Source organism: Bradyrhizobium japonicum USDA 6 (assembly GCF_000284375.1).
Lineage (GTDB): Bacteria > Pseudomonadota > Alphaproteobacteria > Rhizobiales > Xanthobacteraceae > Bradyrhizobium > Bradyrhizobium japonicum.
In genome coordinates this window covers 8,269,209-8,293,541 of record NC_017249.1, presented here as the reverse complement: position 1 = coordinate 8,293,541, position 24,333 = coordinate 8,269,209, and the positions used below count along the sequence as shown (strand labels likewise).

Genomic DNA, 24,333 nt, shown 5'->3' with positions numbered 1-24,333 from the left:
ATGAACCCTCATCGAAGAATATGTGACACGGCGGCATGAGCAAGTCGCTGCGGCGTCTTCCGAAAGTTGCGAGGTCCTGCAGAACGGCCGCACCGCCTGCCTGGAGGATCACCTAAGACGGTCTAGCGGCTGCTGTTGCCAAGTCCGCCTGCTTCACCCGATCGTTTTCGGTTCGGCTTGCCGTCCGTCAGGTCCTCCCTGTGCGCGTCTGATAATCCGGCCTTCAGCCATCATCTAGCTCGCTCATAGCGTCATCCATGTCTGACTGGGTATCGCTTATGACCTGGGTAGCGACGGCAACCAGAGCTTTTTCGAAGGCCCGCTGCAACAATGCTGCGTGCGAGTTGTCGCCGCCGTTCGCGGCGTTATCGGTGTTTGTGCCAGCGTCTGGCGCCGTTGCTGCGATATCGGCTGCGCCTGTGTCCATGTCATAAAACTCAGATAGCGGCGGTGCCGCGAGATGACCTATTCCTTTCGTGCTAGCAGGGGCAGCTTGCAAGAAGCTGACGAAGAGTGAGGCCGGATTGATGCCGCGATTCGTGCCCCGAGTGATCTCAGGTGGTCCGGTGTTTGGAGGTTTGTGCGAAGAACTGTGCTGGTTCTAACAACCGGTATGTTGAAGGTATTTAGGGGGGCCGGTCATACCCAGACTATCCTGATCCGCAACGCGCTTACCTTCATCTCGACGACATGGATCGCCTCGCGGTCCTTTCTGGCGGAGCTTCAGAAGACCCAGGTTGGGGCGGTCCCGCCTGCAATGGCCGGGCATGCGAGGGGCCGGCGTGCGGCGGCTCATCCTGAAAAAGGGGCGGTGCGCGATGGTCCTGCATGCGATGTCCCCGCTTGAGGCTCACCGTGCCGTGGCTCGGCTTCCGATGGGCCGACATCCAGAGTCTGCCATATCACATCTTGATCGAAGCCGGGATGTTCCTCGATCGCCTGAGCTATGGCCTGCGGCGAGAGATGCAGCTGGCCGTTGTCCGGCTCTGGCGCAGCGACGGCCGCAGGCGCGGCATATAGATTATCCTGCCAACCCGAGTCTGGCCCAAGGGGATGCGCTAAATCTGGGTAAGGCGGATAGAGGTGTCCTGTCTCCAAGTATGGAGAGTAGGGATGGCCCGCGTCGAGATAGGGTGAATAAGCCTCGCCCTGCAGCACTGGATGGGCGACTCCCTGCGCCGAAGCGGGAGCCTCTGAACCGCTGAGCTGCCGCTCGAACTCGGTTGCATCTGTAGCCGTCCGTGCTGTGTCGGGCTCCGGGCTCGTATTCGCCGGGGCGACTGCATTGAAATCCACCCTGTTTCTCCTTCCAACTGATGACGCGCATTGAGCTATGCGAAGCCTCAGCTAGCTCGGAAGCGCGCGTGCGGAGGCCCACATTGATCTTTAATGCCTCGCACTGCGTGAAGGCAGCGCTACCCAATTTCCCTCGAGCATCCGGTCTCTTATCCATCTATCGGGCTGCCTCAAGCAGGGCAGCCGTCAAGACCTCGCAGGCTCATGCTGGGGGCTTTAGCTTTCGAAAAGCTGACGATCGGATGCGACTTCAGTCGGAGCGGTCTTGCATCTTCGACCATCACTTCTGGCCTGGACCGGCTTCGCGCACAGCGCCCCCATGAAGCGGCGTTTCGGGAGAAGCTTCCGGCCGCCCGTCCCGGAAGACCGTGCTCGAGGAGCCGCGAAACAACATCAAAACCGACTCGTGTTGTGACCTCTCGGCGGCGGGACTGCGCCGGGCCTGCGCTTCCGCCACAAGGCCCTTGAGGGTCTGGTCCACCAGCGCAACAAATCTGGGTGGGCCAGAAGCAAGGATGAGGCCCTCTCCCGGGGCAGGTTTCACGATATAGCGCTCATCCGAGATGTTGAGCGCGTCGAGCGCGGCCTTGAGCGCATCGAAGCTGATTGGGTTCAATACAATGAGCCGGCTTTGCGCCTCTTGGGCGGCGGAGATGTAAAGGACAAGTCCGTCATAGTACCACTGGAGATTGTACAAAGCAGTCAAACGGTCAAGGAATTCTCGTGGCGGCAGGTCCGGCATTCGTCCACGAATCCGGCCCCTGACGTCGGCGCTGACATTGACCCTGATATTGAGATTGTTTCCGAACTCCTGCAGCGCCGCAGCAAGATCCTGATCGAGAACGGTGTAGCTATAAGGGGCGGGCGGCAGCGAAAGGGATGCAGCAGACGTGCGCAAAATTCCGACACAGATGAGAACACCGGCACAAAAAATTCTTTTTAAGATATGTACCACCGTGGACCGCGCGAGCATTCCTTGACGCCTTCCGCTCATTATGAAGTTAGAGTTTCGCCGCAGCTTGGAAGCCAAACGTGATCATTAGATGACCAAGTCAACCTGATCTCCGTCAGGTTTTCGTCAGCTCGGCAGCCTATGAACTTGATCGGTTCATCGGCTAAAGCTTAGGTCATCAAACCAGCACAATGACACACTCCATGTTGTTAGGCGCAACGCCGATCCCTCCCAGTTCAGCCGGTTGTCTTTCCGGTGCCTGCTCTCCGGCAGCTGCTGGCGAGCAGGCGCGTTTCGAGCAGTCCCTGGCGCAAGTAGCTCCCAATCAGGGGTCTGCTTTCCCGACCGCGAATCCACCCGCAGCGACTCCTCCGATATTGGAGGTCCAGCGCACGAATGTGCTGGCAAGTCCGCCGGGCGACCGAATCCTCCAAACCCTTTCCGGCATCTACCAGGGTCGAGCCGTTTCTCCGGCGATTGCGCCGGCTGTCGTAAATGGGGTGCAGCCTGGGCCGGCTGCGCAGCCACTTTTGCCGGCGGATAACGCCGGAGCCAATGCGGCTGTTAAGCCGGTTGGAGCTGATTTCGAATCGATGATGACGAATCTGCGAGACGTCTACAAAGACGTTGTTCAGGTTTCCCTCGTCTCCAAGGGCACCAGCGCCGTCAGCTCGTCGCTAAACAAGCTGCTATCGGCCGGCTGAGTAAGCTGATGACTGGCGATACGAAGAGGGGGAGCTCCGGCGGCCGTCAATCGTGGCGACGGCTTCGCGTGTTTCTTGCTATGCCCCTTCTCCTCTCGCTGATCGGCTGTAAGACCGATCTCTACACCAAAATTCAGGAGCGCGAGGCTAATGAGATGCTCGCGCTTCTCCTTGGCAAGGGCGTTGATGCTGTCCGTGTTGTCGCCAAGGACGGAACCAGCACAATCCAGGTCGAGGAAAAGCAGCTCGCTTATTCGATTGACCTGCTCAATGTTGAGGGGCTGCCGCGCCAATCCTTCAAGAATCTCGGCGAGGTGTTCAAGGGATCGGGCCTCGTTGCCTCGCCGATCGAGGAGCGGGCACGATACGTTTATGCTCTAAGCGAAGAATTGTCGCGCACGATCAGCGATATAGATGGCGTCCTTTCAGCACGCGTTCACGTCGTTCTGCCGAAGAACGACTTGTTGCGGCAAGGTGCGACCCCATCCTCGGCATCGGTCTTCATTCGACATGGCTCCAGCGCGAGGCTTTCGGCACTATTGCCGCAGATCAAGATGCTCGTCGCAAACAGCATTGAAGGGCTGTCCTATGACAAGGTCGCCGTTGTCTTCGTGCCGGTCGAGCGCGCTCCAGTCGAGCAGTCTGCCGGTCCGGGAGTCCCTGTGGCTCAGTCAGCAAGAGCCGGCTCATCGCCGTTACTTGCGCTTGCTGTAGGAAGCGCCGGAGCGGTATTCGGCATCGTCGCTTGCGTATTGCTGGGCCCGCGCATGCGTCAGTTTGGAAAATCATCGCGTAAGCTGAGCGTGTTCGGTAGGGGCTCGCGCCTGTCTGCTGACCAAGCGGCGGGCAAGATGATTGCTGATGCGTCATAGTCTGGACGCTCATGCCGCCATCAATGTCAACCACAGCCACAAAAACCAATCGCTCGTTCACGCTCGCAGCCGATCGGCTGCGCGAGCTTGCTGCCTCGGCCGATCCCGGTCGTTTTGCCGGGCTTCTTGACCCGCTGCTTTCACCTTCCACTTTGGCTCGGCTACAGCAGAGTGCCAGGCTACAGCCAAGGCTCGCCGAACTGCTTTTGGGCAGCAAGGGGGAGGTGAGCTGCGGCGACTGGAGCGAAGATGCTCTCCTGGGGCATGATCCGCGGCGGGCTGCGCTGCTCGCGGGCGGCATTTGGCATGCACGCTCCATCCTCAAGCTGTTCTCCAGGCACGATCTGCCTGTGTTGGTGGAGTTGATCGGTGCCGAGGCGCATGCTTTCGCAGTCCGGCATTTATCCTGCGCCGTCGCAACGGCCCCGATCGCCGATCCAGAGCAATTGTCCCGACAGATCGAATATGACGGGCATGCTTGTCTCGGCGCTTGGCTCGAAGAGACTTCATCGCTTGCTCGTATCCGCGTGCTTCTACGCTTGCCCGCTGGGACGGCCGCCGAGAGCTCAACTGCCGAGCACCGTAGCGCAGCAGGCCCGCTGCTTTCCCTCGTCATGGCTCATTTGCGCACTGAGGATGCTGGGGCATGACGGCCGATGCCCTCGCACCACCCGCGGCCCCGAAGATTCGGGCTCTTGGACCGCTGATCCCAGCTGCGCAGCTTGAGATCTGGCACGATGCCATACAGGCGCTGGCCGCTGCCGAGCGGCATCTGCAGCGGGTTCGAGGGTGGGCACGCCTGGCTTATGAGCGGGAACGTGCGCAGGGCCGCGCCGAGGGTGCAAAGGCTGGCGCAGAGGAAATGGCCCGGCTGATTGCGCAGGCGACTTGTGAACTGGCCCAACGCAAGGCGGTTCTGGAGCGGGAATTGCCGCAACTGGTCTTTGAGATCGTTCGCGATCTGCTTGGCGCATTTGATTCGGGCAAGATGCTGGTCCAGTGCGTTCGTCATGCCATCGAGCAAAGATATAAAAACACGGAGGTCTGCCTTCACGTATCCCCACTGAAAGCCGACCTGCTAGCCAGTGAGTTCAAGGATTATGACGGACTTGAGGGCCGGCCGAAGCTCAGGATTGAGGCGGATCCGGCGCTGAGCGCGGACCAATGTGTTTTATGGAGCGAGTTCGGCAACGTCGATCTTGGGCTTGCCGCGCAGCTGCGCGCGCTGCGCCTCGGCTTTGGCTTGACGGAGGAAGCTGAATCGTGACCGTGCAACGACCGACCCATCATGCCGCGGCCGCAGAAGGAACCGTAAAGGCCGCACTCTCATCCTTAAGATCTTCCGCCAAGCACATCGATACACGCGCTGTCCGCGGCCGGATCACGCGGGCCGTGGGCACGCTGCTGCACGCCGTCTTGCCGGAGGCCAGGGTCGGAGAACTGTGCTTATTGCAGGATCCTCGCAGCGGATGGTCGCTCGAGGCCGAGGTAATCGGTCTGTTGCCGGATGGGGTGTTACTCACGCCCATCGGGGACATGGTGGGGCTGTCCAATCGCGCAGAGGTGGTGACGACCGGGCGAATGCAGGAAGTGGCTGCCGGCCCCGATTTGCTCGGCCGCGTGATCGACAGTTTTGGCCGGCCGCTCGACGGCAAGGGCCCTATAAAAGCCGGCGAAGCCAGACCGCTGCGCGGCAGGGCGCCTAATCCGATGAAACGGCGCGCGATTGAACAGCCGTTCCCGCTCGGCGTCCGTGTCCTGGATGGTCTTCTCACATGCGGAGAAGGTCAGCGGATCGGAATTTATGGTGATGCCGGTTGCGGCAAGTCGACGCTGATGTCGCAAATCGTAAGAGGCGCAGCGGCCGACGTCACTATCGTTGCGCTGATCGGCGAGCGCGGTCGAGAGGTGCGTGAATTCATCGAACGTCATCTTGGCGAAGCCCTTCACCGTTCCGTCGTTGTGGTGGAGACTTCCGACCGTTCGGCGATGGAGCGGGCCCAATGCGCCCACATGGCGACAGCGCTAGCCGAATATTTTCGTGATCAGGGCCTTCGCGTCGTTCTGATGATGGATTCTTTGACGCGCTTTAGCCGCGCCATGCGTGAAATCGGACTTGCCGCAGGAGAACCGCCGACCCGGCGCGGATTTCCGCCATCCGTTTTTGCACTGTTGCCGGGCTTGTTGGAGCGCGCCGGCATGGGCGAGCATGGCTCCATTACGGCCTTCTATACTGTGCTTGTCGAAGGTGACGGCACGGGTGATCCGATAGCGGAAGAATCACGCGGCATCCTCGATGGCCACATTATTCTCTCCCGCGCGTTGGCCTCCCGGGAGCATTTTCCGGCGATCGACGTGTTGTCGAGCCGCAGCCGCGTCATGGATGCGATCGTGTCCGTGCCGCATCGCAAGGCGGCATCCTTTTTCCGTGATCTGCTGTCACGGTACGCTGAGGCCGAGTTCCTGATCAAGGTCGGTGAATACAAACAAGGCTCTGATCCGCTGACCGATCGGGCGATCGCCTCGATCGAGCAACTGCGGGCCTTTCTGCGCCAGGGGCAGGGTGAGGCGTGCAGCTTTGAGGAGACGATCGCATGGATATCGCGTCTGACCGCCTAAGTCCCGTTCACGCCTCGAAGCTGCGGCTCGTAAAGGACATGCGGGAGCGAAGCGCCATTCGTGAATTGTCTAACATGGAAGCCAAGCGCCACCTTGCGATCCAAGCTGTCCAACGAGCTTTCGAGCATCTTACACATGCCGAAGAGCGCCGGGCAAAGCTCGAGGCAGAGCTCTATCGGGAGATGCTAGCAGCCGATGCGATGTCTGTTTGCGAGCTGCAGCGGCGCTATCATCTCATCATCGGCCGGCTCACAGACGAGATTGCAGCGGCGCAGCAGGTTCTTGAAAATGCCCGTGCTGCTCAGGCGCAAGCTGAGACTGCGGTTCTTGAGGCGAGGGCCGTTTGGGCCAGGCGTTCAGCGGCGAGCCAGAAATGGCGTGAGATTGATCAAGACGTTCGGCGCACCACGAGTGCTCATTTCGAAGCCGCCGCCGAAATCGAAGCTGATGATGAAGTCTTGCTCCGCTACCGGCGCGGCCCGTCAGGGCAGACGGGAGGTGAGCCAGCATGATTGCAGATCCTCTCACGCGCGAGCTCGGGGCCTGCGGCGCGGAAGCCGCACCGGCCTCGGACCGGCCGGCTGAGCGCGCAGCCTTCATGCCGTCGCTGATCCTGTCGCACGCAGTGGCCTCGTGGCTTAACGAGATCACAGCGTTGCGTGCGCCTCTACAAGGCCTCCTCGGCGAGAAGCCGCTATCTGTGCGCGTGAGCCGGACCGTCTGGCAGGCGGAGCCGGCTGCGGCACCGATGCTCGACTGCGTCTTCGAAGTAGAAGGTGAAACCTTGATCCTGTCCTTGCCGGGTAAGCTTGCGGAAGCGCTGGTTCGGACCGTGCAGAATGGGCTTACCTTACCTTCTGAGCCGGCGCGTTCGCTGGTCCTGGAACTTGCGCTTGAACCCTTGCTTGCTGCGCTGGAAAGAATGACGCAGCGGAATCTGCAGCTTGTTCGCACCGAGGAAGCGCGGAGTACGCAGCCTTATCTTGAATTTGACGTCGCCTATGGTGAGCTCGCCAGCAAGGCTCGGCTGCTTCTATTCTCTCCGTTCGACGGTCCGGTGCCTCCGGCTTTCACCGTCCTCGGCGAGCTGCTCGGCCGATTACCGCGACAGGCGGCCAGGCTGCTTTCCGAACTCCCGGTCATCGTTGCAGGCCATATCGGCTCGCTCCGCGTCGCGATCGGCGTTCTTCGCCAAGCAGAGCAAGGCGATGCGCTGCTCCCGGACACAATTCCACTCGCGCGAGGCCAAATTGTTCTCGTTGCAGACCGATTGTGGGCCCCTGCAGAGATTGGCGGCGACAGGCTGGTGCTGCGAGGACCATTCCGCTTGCGATCCCACCCTCTAAAAAGTGAAGATGTGATGCCCCAAAACCAGATGCAACAGCAGCCCCCGTCAGAGGCGGATATCGACAGCATCGAGATCACACTCGTATTCGAATGTGGCCGCTGGCCGATGCCGTTGGGAACCTTGCGAACCATCAACGAAGGCCACGTGTTCGAACTTGGCCGGCATCTTGACGGGCCGGTCGATATCGTTGCGAACGGCCAACGTATCGGCCGAGGCGACATCGTGCGGATCGGCGAGGAGCTCGCCGTCAGGTTACGCGGCAGGTTGGCGCTTAATGACTGAAATTCAACCCAGCATCCTGGCGCTTCTTGCAATAACGGTCGGCCTTGGTCTCCTGGCCTTTGCTGTCGTCACAACTACAGCCTTTATCAAGGTCTCGGTTGTTCTCTTCCTCGTGCGCAATGCGCTAGGAACTCAATCGATACCGCCGAACATCGTCCTTTACGGAGCGGCACTCATCCTGACCGTCTTCATCAGCGCTCCAGTCTTCGAGCAGACCTATAACCGCCTTACCGATCCGCAACTTCGCTACCAGAGTTTCGATGACTGGGTGATGGCCGCCAAGGAGGGACAGGAGCCGCTGCGTGTTCATCTGAAGAAATTCACCAATGAAGAGCAGCGCCGCTTCTTCCTGTCATCCACCGAACATGTCTGGTCGGAGGAGATGCGCGGCAGCGTAACGGCAGATGATTTCTCAATTCTTGTGCCGTCGTTCTTGATTTCCGAACTCAAGCGGGGCTTCGAAATCGGTTTTCTTCTCTATCTTCCCTTCATCACGATCGATCTGATTGTCACCACGATTTTGATGGCCATGGGTATGTCGATGGTATCCCCCACAGTGATATCTGTCCCCTTCAAGCTCTTTCTGTTCGTCACTATCGACGGCTGGTCACGTCTCATGCACGGGCTAGTACTAAGCTACACCACGCCAGGAGGTTGACCATGAACGAAGCCAGCATCCTTACGCACCTCAGTCAATCGCTCGTGCTCTTCATGATCTGGGTTCTGCCGCCGTTGCTCGCAGCTCTGATCTCCGGACTGATCATTGGCCTTATCCAGGCGGCAACTCAGCTCCAGGACCAAACCCTGCCACTGACGGTCAAGCTTCTGGTTGTCGTCGCCGTGCTCGCCGGTTTTTCCCCGGTTCTCAGCGCCCCGCTGATCGACCAGGCCGAGCGCATCTTCAGCGAGTTTCCGGCACTCACCGCAAGATACTAGCAGAGCTTGGATGGCTGGCCTGTCACCCGCAGAGGCGCAAGTTCTCGTTCAGGGCTCGATCGAATTCGTCGCCGCAACCGGCCTGAGTGCGGCCCGCGCCCTAGGCATCATGCTGGTGCTTCCTGTCTTCACCCGGCCGCGTATCAGCGGCCTCATTCGGGGAAGCCTGACGATTGCGATTGGCCTGCCTTGCCTTGCTCAGATCAAGCTCGGTCTGCAGGCCTTGGACCCGAACACGCGCTTGGTTAGCGTTACCATGCTTGGCGTGAAGGAGGTGTTCGTCGGTCTGATGCTCGGCATCCTGCTCAGTATTCCACTATGGAGCATACAGGCAGTCGGCGACATCATCGATACCCAACGAGGAATTTCAAGCCAAGTTGCGGGGGAGGATCCCGCGACGCACAGCCAAGCGACTGGAACCGGGCTCTTTCTCGGTGTTACGGCGGTTACGATCTTCGTTCTGGTCGGCGGGCTGCAGACCATGGTGAGCGGCCTTTATGGCAGCTACCTAGTGTGGCCTGTCTATCAGTTTTTGCCTGCCTTGACAGTGCAAGGGGCAATGGAGTGTCTTGCCCTTCTCGATCGTATCATGATGACGACCTTGTTGGTCGCCGGGCCGGTTCTGGCCCTGCTGTTGCTGGTGGATATCTCGGTCATGATGCTCGGCCGTTTTGCATCTCAGCTCAAGATGAACGATCTCTCTCCGATGATCAAGAATGTTGCATTCGGGGTCATTATGGTCAGCTACACCGTCTATCTGCTCGAATATGCCGGTTCTGAAATCCTGACCTCGAACGACATGCTCGATCATCTGAGGAAGCTGTTGAAATGAGCTCTACGAGTGAGGAGAAAAAGCTTCCTCCGACGCCCAAGAAGCTGCGCGATGCGCGCAAGAAGGGGCAGAGCGCGCGCAGCTCCGATCTAGTGAGCGGCGTCAGCGCCTGTGCCGGTTTCGGCTGTCTGTGGTGGCGAGCGGGTGCCATTGAGGACAAGTGGCAGGAGACGGCCCGGCTGGTCGATAAACTGCAGGAGCAGCCGTTCACAAGCGCGGTGCCACAAGCGCTCAGCGGCTTGCTAGAACTTTCGATTGCCACTGTCGCTCCGTTGCTCGCCGCTGCCGTGACAGCAGCTCTTCTGGCCAATGTCCTGGCCAATGGCGGCTTTATGTTTGCTTCGGAGCCGCTCAAGCCGAAGCTCGAGAAACTCGATCCCATCAAAGGCTTGAAGCGTATCGTCTCGAAACGTTCGGCCATCGAGCTTGGCAAGACCCTGGCTAAAGTGGTTTTGCTTGGTGCGATCTTCTTTTTAACCGTGACCGCGAGCTGGAAAGCGCTGGTGTACCTGCCAGTCTGCGGCATGGGCTGTTTTGGTTTCGTCTTCACCGAGGTTAAACTGCTGATTGGCATTGCCGCTGGAGCTTTTCTGGTCGGCGGATTGGCTGACCTTCTAATCCAGCGTTGGTTGTTTATGCAGGACATGCGCATGACGGAAACGGAGGCCAAGCGGGAGAACAAGGAACAGCAAGGCAATCCGCAGGTGAAGCGCGAGCACCGGCGGCTGCGGCAAGAGTCGGCAAACGAGGCTCCACTCGGCATCAGCCGGGCCACGTTGATATTGCGGGGACCGGCAACGTTGATTGGTCTGCGCTATGTTCGCGGCGAGACCGGTGTGCCGGTGTTGGTCTGCCGTGGCGAGGGTGAAGCTGCTTCACAGCTGCTTGGTGAGGCGCGCGCGCTTCGCCTCAACATTGTGGAGGACAATGTTCTGGCGCGTCAGCTGCTCGGCAAGGCAAGGCTCGGCAACCCGGTGCCTTCGCAGTATTTCGAGTCAGTCGCAAAAGCGCTCTATGCGGCGGGGCTAGTCTAGGGTCCAGACTCAATTGAGCCAATATGCGACGAGAGCGGCGAGATGAACAGCGGCCAAAAAATTACGGGCGAGCTTGTCATATCGCGTGGCGATGCGCCGGAAGTCCTTGAGCCTGCAAAAGCAGCGTTCGATGACATTTCGTCCTTTGTAGGCGCGTTTGTTGAAGCGATGGATGACGACACGGTTAGATTTATTGGGGATTACGGGCTTGGCGCCACGACGAATGATTGCGCCGCGAAGCTTGTCGCCATCATACCCTTTGTCGGCGAGGAGCACGCTCATGGGTGGCGCGAGCGCCAGGACATCGGGAGCCGCAGCGATATCGGCATCCTGGCCTGGAGTCAGATGCAGGACGACCGGCCGGCAGAGCGGATCGCTCAGCGCATGGATTTTTGTCGTGCGGCCTCCGCGCGAGCGGCCGATTGCTTGATTGTGCTTCCCCTTTTCCGCCGGAGGCACACCGGTGAGCTTTAATCGAGGTCGAGTCGAGCGACAGTACGACGCCGTCTTCGCCAGGCTTGGCCAGCGCTTCGAAGATTGCGCACCATCGTCCTCGCTTGGCCCAGCGATTGAAGCGATTGTAGATCGTCGTGTAAGGGCCGTATTCACGTGGACAATCACGCCATCGTGCACCCGATTGCAGCATGTGAATGATGCCGCTGACGATGCGTCGGTCGTCGTCCCGATCCGGCCCCGTCAGTCCCCTCGGCAGATGCGGTTCGATACGCGCCCATTGCCTGTCGTTCAGCCAAAACAAACCAGCGCGCATTCTCTCGCCCCCGAATCAACACGTAGGCAAGAGAATCACGTGGCGCTATTTAGGTACAGACCCTAGTCATCCGGAACGCAAGTTCGTCGCATTGGTTGATAGCTTGAATCTCGAGAGAGGAGAGCGCTTGTGGCGAATGCAGGTGGGAAAGGCCGGCCGATCGCGCCGTTGGTGCTGAGTCCGCAGGAGCGGGCGTACTTGGAGAGGCAAGTTCGTCGTCATCGTGCTGCGCGGTTGCTTTCCTGAGCGATGCCGCGCGATCCTGCGGTGGGCGGATGGCTTGCCAAGCAAGTCTGTGGCTGCCGAACTCGGCCTCCACGAACACACCGTTGGCAAGTCGCGCCGCCGATTTTTGAAGGATCGCTGTGATGGCTTGCTTGACGAGGCACGCCCTGGCCGCCCTCGCACCATCAACGACGATCAGGTTGCCGCCATGATCGATCGCACGCTGCGTACGACGCCGGCCGAGGCGACGCAATGGTTGATCCGCTCGATGGCTGCGGAAACTGGCTTTTCCCGCACCACGATCCGCCGAATGTGGTCGGCGTTCGGCTTGCAACCGCACCGTAGCCAGACATTCAAGTTGTCGAGCGATCCGCGGCTCGTCGACAAGGCACGCGACATCGTCGGCTTTACCTGTCCCCGCCGAACCGAGCCCTTGTCCTCAGCATCGATGAGAAAAGCCAGATTCAGGCACTCGATCGCGAGCAGCCGGTCTTGCCAATGATGCCCGGCATACCGGAGCGTCGTACGCACAGCTATGTGCGGCATGGTGCGACCACGCTGTTTGCCGCGCTCGATGTCGCCTCGGGGTTCGTCATCGGCAAATGCTACAAGCGCCACCGGGCAGTCGAGTCTTGAAGTTTTTAAAAGAGATCGATGCTCAAGTTCCTGAAGGCCTCGATGTCCATATCGTCATGGACATGTGTAGACGCCCCCGTTGGTGCAAGAAGAATCTTTCGAAGAGTGCGGAGCGTGGTCGGGCGCTGACATGTGTTCGGCCTTTTGTTGCGGCTGCCACATGCCGCTGGCCCGTATGGGAGTTCGCGGAACGGGTCCAATTCAACTTCGCGTGCTCGAGGCGCGTATCCATGATCTGGTTTTCCCATTCCTGTCTCGTGACCGTGCGCCATACTCTCCGGTTGACCTTCTCACACTCACGGTCCCTGCCGCGGAACTACTTCGCCGCAGCCGGAGCCCGATAGGTTCCGCCTCTCGCCATCAATGCCCAGACGATGCGCGCCATCTTGTTAGCGAGGGCGACGATCACCAGCATGGGCGGCTTGAGGGCAAGCATGCGCGCAAGCCAAGAATCCGCTGTCGAGTCTTTGCGCATTGCCCAGCGCACGGCCGCGCTCGCGCCGATGATCAGTAGTCGTCGCAGGGTTCGTTCGCCCATACGTGACGTCTTGCCGAGCTTCTGCTTGCCTCCGGTGGAGCGCTGCAGCGGGGTAAGCCCCAGCCATGCCGCAAAGTCGCGTTGCGACCGTGCACGTCGGCTGCGCGGCAAGACATTTAAGGATCTGATCCCGGCGCAGCTTCTTGCGGAAAAGCACGGTTCCTGATGCATCCGCGCCGTGCATCTGGAACACATTCTTCGCCAGATCCAACGCGATTATGCTAAATTCCGACATGGACGCCTCCGTTCAAGTGATGGTCAACGACACCACTTTGGCACAGCGATGCCGTGAGGGGGCGTCCACATGGGGTAATCGCAGGAGCGTGTTGCCCTAAAGACAATCAATAGTCTTGGAGGGTGGCTGTTCCCCGATAGGATGGAAATACGGGCTCACGACTGGACGCCGGGCCCAAGCATCGAATGGAGAACAGCCATGGAAGAGTATATCGGTCTCGATGTGTCGATGAAAGAGACGGCGGTCTCGATCCGTCGAGCAGGTGAACGGATCTGGCGCGGCAAGTGTGCATCTGATCCCAGTGTCATCGCCGCGCTCATCCGCAAGCGGGCGCCGGCCGTGAAACGCGTGGTGTTCGAGACGGGACCGCTGTCGGTATGGTTCTATCATTCTTTGCGCACCGAAGGATTGCCGGCGATCTGCGTCGATGCGCGCCATGATAAAGCGGCGCTCGATATGGCGGCGAACAAGACGGACGCGAACGACGCCGATGGTCTGGCGCAGCTCGCGGAAGTCGGGTTCTTTCGTGAGGTGCGCGTGAAGGGATTCAACAGCATGCTGACCCGCACGCTTGTCGCGGCGCGCACGCGGCTGGTCCGGATCACCACCGAGCTTTCGAACCAGATCCGCGGCGTCATGAAGACCTTCGGTCTGCTTGTTCCCGCCGGAAAGGGAAGCACCTTCGAGAACGTCCGGAACCTTCTGGCTGATCAGGACGGACTTGCATCCATCGTGCTTCCGATGCTGGAAGCCTGGCGTGGCATTCGCATCCGCGCCGCCGAACTCGGTCGCCAGTTGGTTCGGGATGCGCGCGAGAGTCAGGCCTGCCGCATCCTCATGTCGATTCCGGGCATCGGTGCGATCACCGCAACCTCTTTTGCCACAGCTATTGAGGAGCCTGACAACTTTAGGAAATCCCGATCTGTTGGCGCGTGGATCGGCCTGACAACGCGCCGCTACCAATCCGGAGAAGTCGATTATGATGGCCATATATCCCGACGTGGCGACCGCCATTTGCGTGGGCTTCTCTATGAAGCGGCAGCGGTCATTCTGACGCGCAGCTCAACCGACAGCGCTCTGCGGACGTGGGGACGGCATCTCCGGGAGAGGATCGGCTTCAAAAGAGCCGCCGTGGCTGTGGCACGGAAACTGGCGGTGATAAGCATACGATGCTTAAGACCGGCGAGCTGTTCAATCCGAATGCCGGAGCTGCCGCATAAGCTCGGATAGCGTTCAGAACCTGAACGCCTAAGGTATCCCTGCCAGGACGTGAGCCGAGCCATTCCGCTGATGGGGTTGCACTGCTGACTCAGCAAAGTGCGTCGTCCACATTGAAGGCTCGTCCGCGAAGCTCCATCATGCGGCGACCAATGTCGACCGCGAAGACAACCACGCACCCGGCAGCGTCTCTTGACGAAACTAAATGCTTGACGTCCCAGCAGCGATTAGACGACACCTCCGTCGGGCAACTCGAGGCCGACATCTGCACCTTCATCCACCTGCACAACCAAAACCCGAAGCCCTTCAAATGGACCAAGTCCGCAGACCAGATTTTGGCTTCCGTCAAACGCTTCTGCCACAAAACCCAGCAGACTTTATGTGGCGAACATTAGATTCACGTGACTAGGTCGTCCTGTCCTGACGCTGCGATCTGCAGGCTGGCGCTCAATCGATGCTCGCATCTTCCGCGAGGCGCCGATGCGCTCGCCCGATAGCCTCTGGGCCGCGGCCTCGCCGACCGGATCACCGGATCAGCTGCGGCGCCAAGCGCAACAACTTGTTCGCCCATTTCGGGAGCTTCAGCGCCTACACCCTCGAGGACGTCGACTTGTACCACCTTGGCTAGGGGACCCTGCCACTCGGTTGACAAGCCGGTAGTGCTGATCGTCAACTAGTACCCACTTTTCTTGGAACGTGAGTCGTGATTCAAGGTCGGGATGATACCCGAAGCAAGAGAAGTCCACCTTTCGAGGAAAGATCGCAAGGTGCTTGAGGCGTGCTGTCGCTCACCGGTGACGTTGCAGCGCGATTTGAAGCGGGCGCGGATAGTTCTGTTGGCGGCGGATGGGCGCAGCACCCGGTCGATCGCCAAGGAAGTTGGGGTCCAGCCGCGGATTGTCAGCCTTTGGCGGCATCGCTATGCCGACCATGGCCTTGAAGGGCTGCAAGACAAGCCGCGGCCTGGCAAGCAGCCGATCTATACGAAGACGACCGACAAGCGGATTCTGAAGCTGCTGGATAAGCCGCCACCGCAAGGGTTTGCGCGCTGGACCGGCCCCCTGCTGGCCGAGGCGCTGGGCGATGTCGATGTCCAATATGTCTGGCGGTTCCTGCGCAGCCACAAGATTGACCTGGTGGCTCGCAAGTCCTGGTGCGAGAGCAACGACCCGAACTTTACGGCCAAAGCCGCCGATGTTGTCGGCCTCTATGTCGCGCCGCCGGCGAAGGCCATTGTGCTGTGCGTGGACGAGAAGCCCTCGATCCAGGCTTTGGAGCGAGCGCAGGGTTATCTGAAGTTGCCCAATGGCCGCGCCTTAACCGGCCAAAGCCACGATTACAAGCGGCATGGCACCACAACATTGTTTGCGGCGCTCGAAGTCGCCACCGGAAAGATCATCGCGACCCATTCAAAACGCCGGCGCCGCGTCGAGTTTCTCGATTTCATGAACAGCGTCACCGCGACTTTTCCGAACCGCAAGCTTCACGTCATCCTCGACAACCTCAACACCCATAAAAAGAACGAGGACTGGCTCAAGGCCCACCCCAACGTGCAATTTCATTTCACGCCGACAAGTGCGTCATGGCTCAATCAGGTCGAAGTATGGTTTTCCATCTTGCAGGGGCAGTCGCTCAGCGGCACCTCCTTCACGAGCCTCAAGCAGCTTCAGGAACACATCGATGCCTACGTCAACGCATACAACGACAGAGCCGAGCCCTTCGTCTGGACCAAGAAAAAGGTCCGTCAACGCCGTTTCAAAGGCCGCCGTATCACTCAGCTCTGATTCCGGGTACTAGGGACGGTGCCATCTGGAGCATGTCTCTGGTCGTCTATCTCGAGCCGCGCTGCTACAAGTTCATACGATCACAGCGTTTATACGTCTCAAGATCGGCCCGAGTGCCACATTGCGCCGCACACGTTCGAGAGCCACAGGACGTAAGCCTGCGTGCGAGAGAAAAAGCAAGCCTCCAGCTAAACTCGAGACGCAAGGGTATTGCCGCCATTGTCCATCAACGCCGTTTTCCCGCGCGGGGTGCTTGCAACGTCTATTGCTTCACCTAACCCAACCCGCTAGCTGACACCGGACAAGCTTCGCCGAACATCGCAAGTTTGCGCCGGCAGTTAGCTCGTCGTATCGAAGCATGGATTTCGCATTCGGTCGGCAAGAACCTCTGGATGATCCCGTATAGCGGTGCCGCGGCGGTTAAGTGCCTGGCGGTCGCCTGGTTGCGCGAGCCGCCGAGATGGTTCTAATAGATCATATACGCCAGCCGGCCGAATCGGCTTCCAGCCGTCGAGGGCATCCACCGCGATTCAAAGTCGCTTTCATGTGGCCCGTCCAGAAGCGCTCGTTGGCTCAGAGGGCAGGGCCGTCAACAGGCCGAGCAGGCTGCCAGTGAAGCCTTCGAAGCAGGGTAGAAGCGATCGCCCGTTCCAGCGGCTTGGAGAATCTTAAACAATTATTGAATGTTGATTGCTGCTCCATGTACGTGCGCTCACCGACTTTGCCGCCGCCAGCCATCTACGCGCAGCCGGCACCATCCTCCATCCGATCGCCCCAGTTCTCAGCCTCTGGGCCGGCACCGGTGGGCAAAGCGACAGCACACGGACGCGCGCTTTACAGCCTATGGGCTCTGGCCGTATCGCGTTCACTGCCTCCTTTGCTGCCACGTTACCAAATGAGGTAGGTATCGCGTGTTGGCAATTGTGGTACCTTGTAGGGGATGATCGAAATGAGCGGCGAACAACTTAGTACGTTATAAGCCCTTCAAGCTAGGAGATCTCGAATGGCACCGAATGCAAGCGAAGACGAGAAACGCGAGCGGCGGCCACATGTCGGGCACGACCCGGCTCTGATATCTGGCGCTTCCGCCGATGGCGCTGGGAAATCTACGACAGCCGCATCGCCTAGTCCATTTACTTTTCGGGAATGGCAGAGCTCGATTGAAGCGACAAGCAACCTGTTCGCTGCGGCCCTGAAGGACGGACTAGGTTTGGCGGCTTCCTCCCTGCACGATCAGGCCACCTTTCTGAAGGATATCGCGGACTCCAAAACTTCCTCGGAGCTGTTGCGGTGTCACCTGGATTTTCTGGAGAAATTCTGGTCGAGGTCGTTCAGCGCCGGCTCGAAGATATTGGATCATCTCAAGCCACAGCCATCACCCGCGGGAAGGCAGGCGCTTCACTGAGCTTGCGATAAGAGCCCGATCGCAGCTACTTCCTCCAGAGCCGAGGGCATATGTCGCCCACTGACGAGGGTGTGGGTCGCTTTAGTGGCTTCAGCTCACCCGCCAAATCCCACGATTGCTCTGAACTCAAGATGCCGCGAGTTATCTAAGATTCGTTTGCCATAGATACCTCTCTTTTTGTCGAATAGAGCTTTTCTTAGGCGGAGGCAGGCAACCGCTGTCCGCTCAAGGGGGCGCAGATCCGGTTGGCGGCCGATGCCGGGATGAGTGATGACGTGATCGCCACAAGCCTGGGCGTCGGCCACTTGGCGGTCTCCCACCCTTCGACGTTTTTGTCGAAGGCAACCTGGCGGAGAACCAGAGCGAAGAGCCGCCTACCGGGCAGAGCGCGAACTCAACGACAAGGAAGAGGCCCTTCTGGTGGCCACCGCCTGCGGCCCTCCGGCAGGCCGGGCGCTGGACACCGGAGCTGCTAGCTGGCGAATGCTCAGGCTGACGTGGTACCAAGCGTGCCGCCGGAACGTCGTTCTCACGCTTGACTGCAACTTGCCCACACGGGCCGCTTTCGTTTTGGGAATTGCCGGGTCTCGTCAGCTTTCAGTAAGCCAGCCCGGATACAGAGCCGTTGTGGTTAACGGGACGTGGCAGGGACAGCGCTATCTATCCAGAACGGTCAGCGCCGAGTCACGCTTTCCGCTAAACTCAACGGCAGCGCGGAGCGGCAGGGATAGTGCCTTTATCCAGCCCCCCAGGTCGGTAGGCGCCAGGCCGCGCCCGCGCTGTTTCCTGTCGCTGACCTTCTGTAGTCGGCTTTAAGCGTTCAGGGGGTGGAACATGGACGGCTTCAACTCAACATCCTCGCCTTATGCGCCGCAAGTGCGGCGCAACCAGCCGCTGCCAAGTTTGTCTCTTTATGTGCCCCCGAGCTGGCAGCAGGGAGATCCGTGGGCGCCGGAAGACCTCAAGTTGCGAATGGGTTTGCACAAGCTTCTGCCCCATCCGGATCTGAGCCAAATAAAAGTCTTACTCTCGGGGACGTGAACTAAACAGCCGGTATCGGGCCGCCAGGCTCGGAACACGAGATTTTTCTCCGCAGAAACTGAACTAGCTCCCGATTGAAGTCAGCCAAGGCGGCGAGTCGCCCGCGCTGCCTGCGATCCGAGTCGATCGTTAATAAGCCGAATTGGGCTGAACTGGACAGTTGAGCGTTGGCCAGAGTGAGAGCAGGAAGAGGGACAAAAGGTCTCTGAGCCAAGCCAGGACACGGCGGAGGTTGTGGCCAACGGCCGAGAGGAGAACGTTAGCGGCATCTCCGGCGCGGCCTTTGAGATAGCAGCGGCTAAGGTGACCTTCGTTCTTCATGTGTCCGATGATGGGCTCGATGGCGGAACGGCGGCGTAGCTCGCGCTTGATGACGCCGAAGACGCCGCGCTTCTGGCCCGAGATGAAGACGCGGCGGGGATTTTGTGTGTCGTGGCCGCGATATCCCTTGTCGACATAGGCCCGTTCGATCGGGCAGCCGGTGAGGCTCTCGGTGCGCTCGATGACGTTGCGAAGGGTGTGACCGTCGTAGGGGTTGTCCGGCAGCGAGCAGGCGTGGAGCACGAACAAGCCGCCCGGAGCTCTTTGGTTGTTGGTGACGATGGAGGCCTTCACGCAGAACTCATAGGGCGCGGCGGCCTTGCCCTTGCCGATGCACTCGACCTCCGGAGCATGGAAGGAATACAACTTCCAGCCGCGCTGGCGCTGCTGCTGCGAGCCGATCTGGGTGGCTCGGCTCAGCGGCAGGGCGAATGCCCCCTCCAATGCGGCCTGGCCCTCGGTCTTGCGGCGAATGTCGCGGATGATCCGGCCCAGCCGGCTGCGCAGGATGCGCAGCTGTCGCTGATGCCGGTTGAATTGTTTGGCATGAGCGTAGCGGCCCGCCATCATCGCCGCGCTTTTGGCCACGCGAACATAGGATTGCCGGAGCCTGACCCCGTGCTTCCTCGCCAGGCGGTTCAACCCGCGGATCGCTGCATGCAGCAGCTTGGCGTCGGTCGGGAAGCTGATGGCCTTCGGTTGGACGGTCGTGTCGACCGTGACCCGCTTGAGGTCCTGGCTGCGCAACGCACCGCTCGCGTGCGCCACGCGAAGGCTCTCGGCCAACAACCGCTCCAGCTTGTCGCCGAGCCGCTTGCGCCAGTGGCTCAGGTCTGAGCGCTCATGCGGGAAAACGTGCTGGAAAAACTCTTCGCCGGTGAAGAACTGGAAGTACGGATCGTGGACCCAGCGCTCGCACACCCCATAGTAGATGTGCTTGAGCAGCAGCAATCCGATCATGAAGCGGGTCGCGATACCCGGCCTGCCGTTGTCGCTGTAGAGCGGCGCGATCTCGCCGTCGATCCAGTCCCAATCGACCCTGCCGGCGAGCAGAACCAGCTCGTGTCGCATGTTGATGATCTGGTCCAGCCGGGACCGGAACAGATCGTTCGAGCCTGTCGTCCTGTGCTTCTTTGGTCGCATCGGTCCCTCCGATGCAGCACAGAATCACGGTTCGCAGCGGCAGGGAAATCCAAAATCGAAATTGCAGGTTTTTGCTGTGAAGCCCCAATCCCCTGCAATCTCAAATGCCGCCGCAACCGGAAAACAGACTCTCAATCAAGTGCTTGGAGGCTTGTTCACGGACAACATCCGAAGCTGATCGCCGAGACACGTGAGGCGACTACCAGTCCTGGGGCGAGAGCTTCGTCGCCCTGGCCGAGGGTCTGCAGAACGCGCTGTGGTCGCTCGGCGGGCCAGCGCGTAAGCATCGCACCGGGCCAAGGCCCGAGCCCGTATCAGAGTCCCGTGAATGGTGTCGTAGTTCAGGTATCCCTGCAACACGCGGCGGAGCCACGCGCCGGTATCAACGATGAACGCCTGGCGGCGGTTCGTTACGCCGTGTCGTATCGTGCCATCCTGGCATTGCGGGAGTCGATTGTCACCCGTCGGATTGTGATGCGCGTTTCGCGGGATCGTGAGCGCGGATTTCAGGGGATCGTGAGCAACGATTTCGCAGGATCGTGAGCAAGGCTTTCGGAGCCTTGCAGCGCTTCGGCCGACAACTCAACCGGCTTAGGGATGACCTCGTGGTTAACGAGGAAGTCCAATGCCTACCCAGAGATTGTCGATGCGCCGGATCAAGGAAGTCCTTCGGTTAAAACATTTTCAAGGCCTGCCAGAGCGGGCCATCGCGCGGAGCGTGGGCGTCAGCAACGGCGTTGTGCACAGCTACCTGAGCCGCGCCCGCTCTGCTGGGTTGAGCTGGCCGCTTCCGGAGGGAATGACCGATGAAGACCTGGAGCTTTTGCTTTTCCCGGCCCCACGACCAGCGTCTCAGAGCCCGCAGCGGCCGGTGCCCGACTGGAGCTACATCGATAAAGAGCTCCGCCGGCGCAACGTAACCCGTCGCCTGCTCTGGGAGGAGTATCGCGCCGTTAATCCCGACGGTTTCGGGTACACGTGGTTCTGCACTACCTACGAGGCCTGGAAGGGGCGGGTCCGACCTTCTATGCGGCAGATTCATCTGGGCGGCGAGAAGGTGTTCGTGGATTTCGCCGGCGACACCATCGACATCGTCGATCCCCTGACCGGGGAAGTGCAGCCGATGAAGCTGTTCGTCGCGGCGATGGGCGCTTCGAACTACACCTACGCCGAGGCCTGCCCCAGCGAGAGCTTGGCCGACTGGATCCGGGCCCACGTCAACTTGTTCACGTTTTTGAGCGGAACGCCGACGTTCGTGGTCTGCGACAACCTCAAAGCCGCCGTCAGCAACCCCGACCGCTACGATCCCGGCCTCAATCGCACTTATGCCGAGATGGCGAGCCATTACGGCACCGCCATTCTCGCCGCACGGCCGCGGCGCCCAAAAGACAAGGCGAAGGTCGAGGTCGCGGTGCAAATCGCCCAGCGCTGGATTCTGGCCCGGCTGCGCAATCAGCGCTTCTTTTCACGGGCCGAGCTCAACGCCGCCATCAAGACACTCGTCGACGAACTCAATGCTCGTCAAATGCGTGGCTTCGGCTCAAGCCGCGCCGAACTGTTTGCCGAACTCGACAAACCCAAGCTAACCCCGCTGCCAGATCAGCCTTATGCCTTCGCACGCTGGAAGCGCTGCCGCCTCGCTCCCGATTATCATGTCGAGGTCGACGGCCATTGGTACTCCGCGCCGTATCGTCTGATTGGCGAGCTGGTCGATGCCCGTATCGACGATCGGACGGTCGAGATCTTCCACAAGGGCCAGCGGATCGCCAGCCATGCCCGCGCGCCCAACCGACGCGGACACACCACCATCGCCGACCACATGCCCAGCGCCCATCGCCGCTACGGCAAATGGACCCCCGCCGCGGTGATCGCCGCCGGCGAGCGGATCGGTCCTTCGACAGCAGCGTTTTTCCAGGCCGCGATCGACGCCCGGCCCCATCCAGAACAAGGCTTTCGAACCTGCCTTGGCATTCTGGCGCTCGTCAAAAGCTACGGCGCCGACTGACCGGAATGGCCAAGGCCTTCGAGGAGCAGCGCCGATCGCCCGATCTCGAAGCCCTGCCGTTCGAAGATCGCATCGGCCTGTTGGTCGACCGCGAAGCCGCCGAACGCGACACCAGGCGGCTCACCACGCGCCTCAAGATCGCCGCACTGCGCCAGACTGCTTGCGTCGAGGACGTCGATCTGCGCACCCCGCGGGGCATCGACCGCGCCGTTTTCGCCAAACTCGTCGAAGGTCGCTGGATCGATCGCCACGAGAATTTGCTCGTCACCGGGGCAACCGGCCTGGGCAAAAGTTGGTTAGCCTGCGCGCTCGGCCACAAGGCCTGCCGCGACAACCGATCAGTCCTCTATCATCGCGTTCCAAGGCTGTTCGAGGCGCTCGCGCTCGCGCGCGGAGACGGACGCTACGCCCGGCTCCTCAAAAGCCTCGGCCGCGCTCAGCTTCTGATTTTGGATGATTGGGGACTATCGGTGCTCACCGCCGCGGAACGCCGCGATCTGCTCGAAATCCTCGAGGACCGACATGGCCGCGCATCCACCATCGTCACAAGTCAGCTCCCCGTGGACACCTGGCATGGAGCCATTGGGGACCCCACGGTCGCCGACGCCATTCTCGATCGCCTCGTCCACAACGCCCACCGCCTCCAGCTCACCGGAGAAAGCATGCGAAAACGCAGCGCCAAAACCATCACCCTTGACGGCCAACCAGAACACTGACTCTATCTCCCATCGGCCGTAGCGGGCTGCTCACGATCGTCTGAATTCAGTGCTCACGATCGCGCGAAATCGATGCTCACGATCCGTGAAATCCGCATTGTGAAGTGCGGATTTCGTTGGGTGCACCGCGCAGATGTGCGTGAACCCGAGGAAGTCGAACGTCTTCGGGCGGCGTTGCCCCGGCGCGAGAGGCGCTCGGCCGCGTACCGTCCAAATTTCAGAATCCGGGTCTTCTCCTCATTTAGCGAAAGACCGAACTCCGCTATTCGCTCACGCAGGGCGTCGAGAAGGCGTAGGACCTCGGTTTTATTTCGAAGCCCATAAGACTGCCGCCGGCATAGCTGCCGCTGCTTCTCCACTCGTGGGTCCAGAGGTCGAAGACGTGATGCACATTCATATTTACGAAGAGCGGCGGGAGCACCGCCCGTTGCCGCGTACTTACTCGTGCTACGGGCTTCGATCTGAATTTTCATTGCACGCAAGGAACTCGCAACTGACGGCATTTCTGATTCTAGAGTGGCCAAGTTCAGAAACATGGCGAAGAAGCCCGCGCACTACATCGCACAGGCGAATCGAAAAAGATTCGGGATTAGCGGGATGAAGGAGATCGTCACGTGACAACGCCAGCGGTCAGCCGCTTGCGTATCAAATCAATCGCAAGAGCCGGAGGTCTGACGGAAGATGAGTTCCTGCCCGCCGCCGTGCATTGCCCGTCAGTAGCGGATCCGGCGCTGCAAGGAAGGCGCCGCGCTTTGGCAGGGGAGCGGAGCTGGTCGGCGACGCAGCGCCATTACGCCCGCGCGTCCTCGGCATCGTCCTGAGCGCACACCGTGGCGATGAAGGCGGAGACGAGGCGCCGTGCGCTCTTGCCGGCACGTGCCAGCGCATTGCGCATGAAGTGGACGCGGCAGCGCTAGTGGCGTTGAGAACTTCGCCGACCGTGGCCGTGATCCCTCATGAGTATCGGAGACGACGAGCCCGTAGCCCCGCAGGCCGCGGCGGACGAGCTTGCGCAGGAGCGCGGCCCAGAACGTCTCGGCTTCGGATGGGCCGACGTCAATGCCGAGCGCCTCACGCCGGCCGTCGCTGTTAACTCGACGCGATGGTCACCGCGACCGAGACGATGCGCCCCTGCTGACGCAGCTTCACGTACGTGGCCGATCCACAGATAGGGCCGATCGCCCTAGAGCGGGCGGTTGAGGAAGGCCTTCACGTTGTCGCCGATCTCACTGCACATGCCGCGCCGGTCATGCCTTCGACCACCAGCGCCATCAGCCGGAGGCCGAGTGTGTTCCCTAGTCACGAAGGCAGCATGAGCATCGTCGTTATGCGAGACGATGCCGCTCCGTCGGGGTCGATGGCCGCATCACGCATGGAAGGCAATCATCGGAACATGAGAGGCCCGATCGGGTCCACTGGATT

Annotated in this window: 18 protein-coding genes and 7 pseudogenes; 19 read left to right on the top strand and 6 right to left on the bottom strand. The window is 60.3% G+C overall.

Annotation, left to right across the window (positions count from 1 at the left end; all coding sequences use genetic code 11):
- Positions 1-223: 223 nt before the first annotated feature.
- Both BJ6T_RS38415 and BJ6T_RS38405 read right to left on the bottom strand, forming a co-directional pair.
- The gene (locus tag BJ6T_RS38415) at positions 224-427 is read right to left on the bottom strand and encodes a hypothetical protein (RefSeq protein ID WP_011084616.1); all 204 of its coding nucleotides are present in this window, start codon (positions 425-427) and stop codon (positions 224-226) included.
- Between the two features lie 1,149 nt (positions 428-1,576).
- Positions 1,577-2,269, bottom strand: a complete 693-nt coding sequence (locus BJ6T_RS38405; RefSeq protein ID WP_020608155.1) for a secretin N-terminal domain-containing protein — start codon at positions 2,267-2,269, stop codon at positions 1,577-1,579.
- Positions 2,270-2,451: 182 nt separating this feature from the next.
- Here BJ6T_RS38405 and BJ6T_RS46545 point away from each other — a divergent pair, with 182 nt between their 5' ends.
- The 11 genes from BJ6T_RS46545 to BJ6T_RS38350 are packed head-to-tail and all read left to right on the top strand — an operon-like array spanning position 2,452 to position 10,875.
- On the top strand, positions 2,452-2,952 hold the full coding sequence (locus BJ6T_RS46545; RefSeq protein WP_026312858.1) for a nodulation protein NolB: 501 nt from the start codon (positions 2,452-2,454) through the stop codon (positions 2,950-2,952).
- 8 nt (positions 2,953-2,960) lie between these two features.
- On the top strand, positions 2,961-3,824 hold the full coding sequence (gene sctJ, locus BJ6T_RS38395) for a type III secretion system inner membrane ring lipoprotein SctJ (protein ID WP_014497940.1): 864 nt from the start codon (positions 2,961-2,963) through the stop codon (positions 3,822-3,824).
- A gap of 11 nt (positions 3,825-3,835) precedes the next feature.
- Positions 3,836-4,474 (top strand): nodulation protein, encoded by a 639-nt coding sequence (locus BJ6T_RS38390; RefSeq protein ID WP_011084622.1) that lies wholly within the window; start codon positions 3,836-3,838, stop codon positions 4,472-4,474.
- Positions 4,471-5,091 (top strand): type III secretion system stator protein SctL, encoded by a 621-nt coding sequence (gene sctL, locus BJ6T_RS38385; protein ID WP_011084623.1) that lies wholly within the window; start codon positions 4,471-4,473, stop codon positions 5,089-5,091. Before BJ6T_RS38390 ends, sctL begins: the two co-directional genes overlap by 4 nt.
- Positions 5,088-6,443 (top strand): type III secretion system ATPase SctN, encoded by a 1,356-nt coding sequence (sctN, locus tag BJ6T_RS38380; protein ID WP_011084624.1) that lies wholly within the window; start codon positions 5,088-5,090, stop codon positions 6,441-6,443. The genes sctL and sctN overlap by 4 nt, the downstream gene beginning before the upstream one ends.
- The gene (locus BJ6T_RS38375) at positions 6,419-6,955 is read left to right on the top strand and encodes a hypothetical protein (RefSeq protein ID WP_011084625.1); all 537 of its coding nucleotides are present in this window, start codon (positions 6,419-6,421) and stop codon (positions 6,953-6,955) included. Before sctN ends, BJ6T_RS38375 begins: the two co-directional genes overlap by 25 nt.
- Positions 6,952-8,073 (top strand): type III secretion system cytoplasmic ring protein SctQ, encoded by a 1,122-nt coding sequence (gene sctQ, locus BJ6T_RS38370; protein ID WP_011084626.1) that lies wholly within the window; start codon positions 6,952-6,954, stop codon positions 8,071-8,073. The genes BJ6T_RS38375 and sctQ overlap by 4 nt, the downstream gene beginning before the upstream one ends.
- Entirely contained in the window at positions 8,066-8,731 is a 666-nt protein-coding gene (sctR, locus tag BJ6T_RS38365; protein WP_011084627.1) for a type III secretion system export apparatus subunit SctR, read from the top strand. The genes sctQ and sctR overlap by 8 nt, the downstream gene beginning before the upstream one ends.
- 2 nt (positions 8,732-8,733) lie before the next feature.
- The gene (locus tag BJ6T_RS38360) at positions 8,734-9,009 is read left to right on the top strand and encodes an EscS/YscS/HrcS family type III secretion system export apparatus protein (RefSeq protein WP_011084628.1); all 276 of its coding nucleotides are present in this window, start codon (positions 8,734-8,736) and stop codon (positions 9,007-9,009) included.
- Between the two features lie 10 nt (positions 9,010-9,019).
- The gene (gene sctT / locus BJ6T_RS38355; protein ID WP_011084629.1) at positions 9,020-9,841 is read left to right on the top strand and encodes a type III secretion system export apparatus subunit SctT; all 822 of its coding nucleotides are present in this window, start codon (positions 9,020-9,022) and stop codon (positions 9,839-9,841) included.
- On the top strand, positions 9,838-10,875 hold the full coding sequence (locus BJ6T_RS38350) for an EscU/YscU/HrcU family type III secretion system export apparatus switch protein (RefSeq protein WP_014497939.1): 1,038 nt from the start codon (positions 9,838-9,840) through the stop codon (positions 10,873-10,875). Before sctT ends, BJ6T_RS38350 begins: the two co-directional genes overlap by 4 nt.
- A 9-nt stretch (positions 10,876-10,884) precedes the next feature.
- On the opposite strand, the pseudogene BJ6T_RS44605 reads toward BJ6T_RS38350, so the two are convergent.
- Positions 10,885-11,666, bottom strand: a pseudogene (locus BJ6T_RS44605) (IS5-like element ISBj2 family transposase).
- Between the two features lie 107 nt (positions 11,667-11,773).
- Here BJ6T_RS44605 and BJ6T_RS38340 point away from each other — a divergent pair.
- Positions 11,774-12,567: pseudogene (locus tag BJ6T_RS38340) on the top strand (IS630 family transposase); the annotation flags it as partial.
- A 254-nt stretch (positions 12,568-12,821) separates the two neighbouring features.
- Here BJ6T_RS38340 and BJ6T_RS38335 read toward each other — a convergent pair.
- A pseudogene (locus BJ6T_RS38335) lies at positions 12,822-13,151 on the bottom strand (transposase); the annotation flags it as partial.
- Positions 13,152-13,476: 325 nt separating this feature from the next.
- Here BJ6T_RS38335 and BJ6T_RS38330 point away from each other — a divergent pair.
- From BJ6T_RS38330 to BJ6T_RS44590, 5 genes and pseudogenes are all read left to right on the top strand, one after another.
- Positions 13,477-14,498: pseudogene (locus BJ6T_RS38330) on the top strand (IS110 family RNA-guided transposase).
- Positions 14,499-14,732: 234 nt separating this feature from the next.
- Positions 14,733-14,891, top strand: a pseudogene (locus BJ6T_RS44600) (IS630 family transposase); the annotation flags it as partial.
- A 324-nt stretch (positions 14,892-15,215) separates the two neighbouring features.
- Positions 15,216-16,280, top strand: coding sequence for an IS630-like element ISRj1 family transposase (locus BJ6T_RS38320; protein ID WP_011084514.1), 1,065 nt, complete (start codon positions 15,216-15,218; stop codon positions 16,278-16,280).
- Between the two features lie 1,003 nt (positions 16,281-17,283).
- Entirely contained in the window at positions 17,284-17,685 is a 402-nt protein-coding gene (locus BJ6T_RS38315; protein ID WP_014497933.1) for a hypothetical protein, read from the top strand.
- A gap of 834 nt (positions 17,686-18,519) precedes the next feature.
- Entirely contained in the window at positions 18,520-18,726 is a 207-nt protein-coding gene (locus tag BJ6T_RS44590) for a hypothetical protein (protein ID WP_011084638.1), read from the top strand.
- A gap of 129 nt (positions 18,727-18,855) precedes the next feature.
- On the opposite strand, the gene BJ6T_RS38310 is transcribed toward BJ6T_RS44590, so the two are convergent.
- Positions 18,856-20,190, bottom strand: coding sequence for an IS5-like element ISBj2_B family transposase (locus BJ6T_RS38310; protein WP_014497932.1), 1,335 nt, complete (start codon positions 20,188-20,190; stop codon positions 18,856-18,858).
- 625 nt (positions 20,191-20,815) lie between these two features.
- On the opposite strand from BJ6T_RS38310, the pseudogene istA reads away from it, so the two are divergent.
- Positions 20,816-22,192: pseudogene (gene istA, locus BJ6T_RS38305) on the top strand (IS21-like element ISFK1 family transposase); the annotation flags it as partial.
- A gap of 8 nt (positions 22,193-22,200) precedes the next feature.
- Entirely contained in the window at positions 22,201-22,911 is a 711-nt protein-coding gene (gene istB, locus BJ6T_RS38300; RefSeq protein ID WP_014497929.1) for an IS21-like element ISFK1 family helper ATPase IstB, read from the top strand.
- A 793-nt stretch (positions 22,912-23,704) separates the two neighbouring features.
- Here istB and BJ6T_RS42755 read toward each other — a convergent pair.
- Positions 23,705-24,145: pseudogene (locus BJ6T_RS42755) on the bottom strand (transposase); the annotation flags it as partial.
- Between the last annotated feature and the right edge of the window lie 188 nt (positions 24,146-24,333).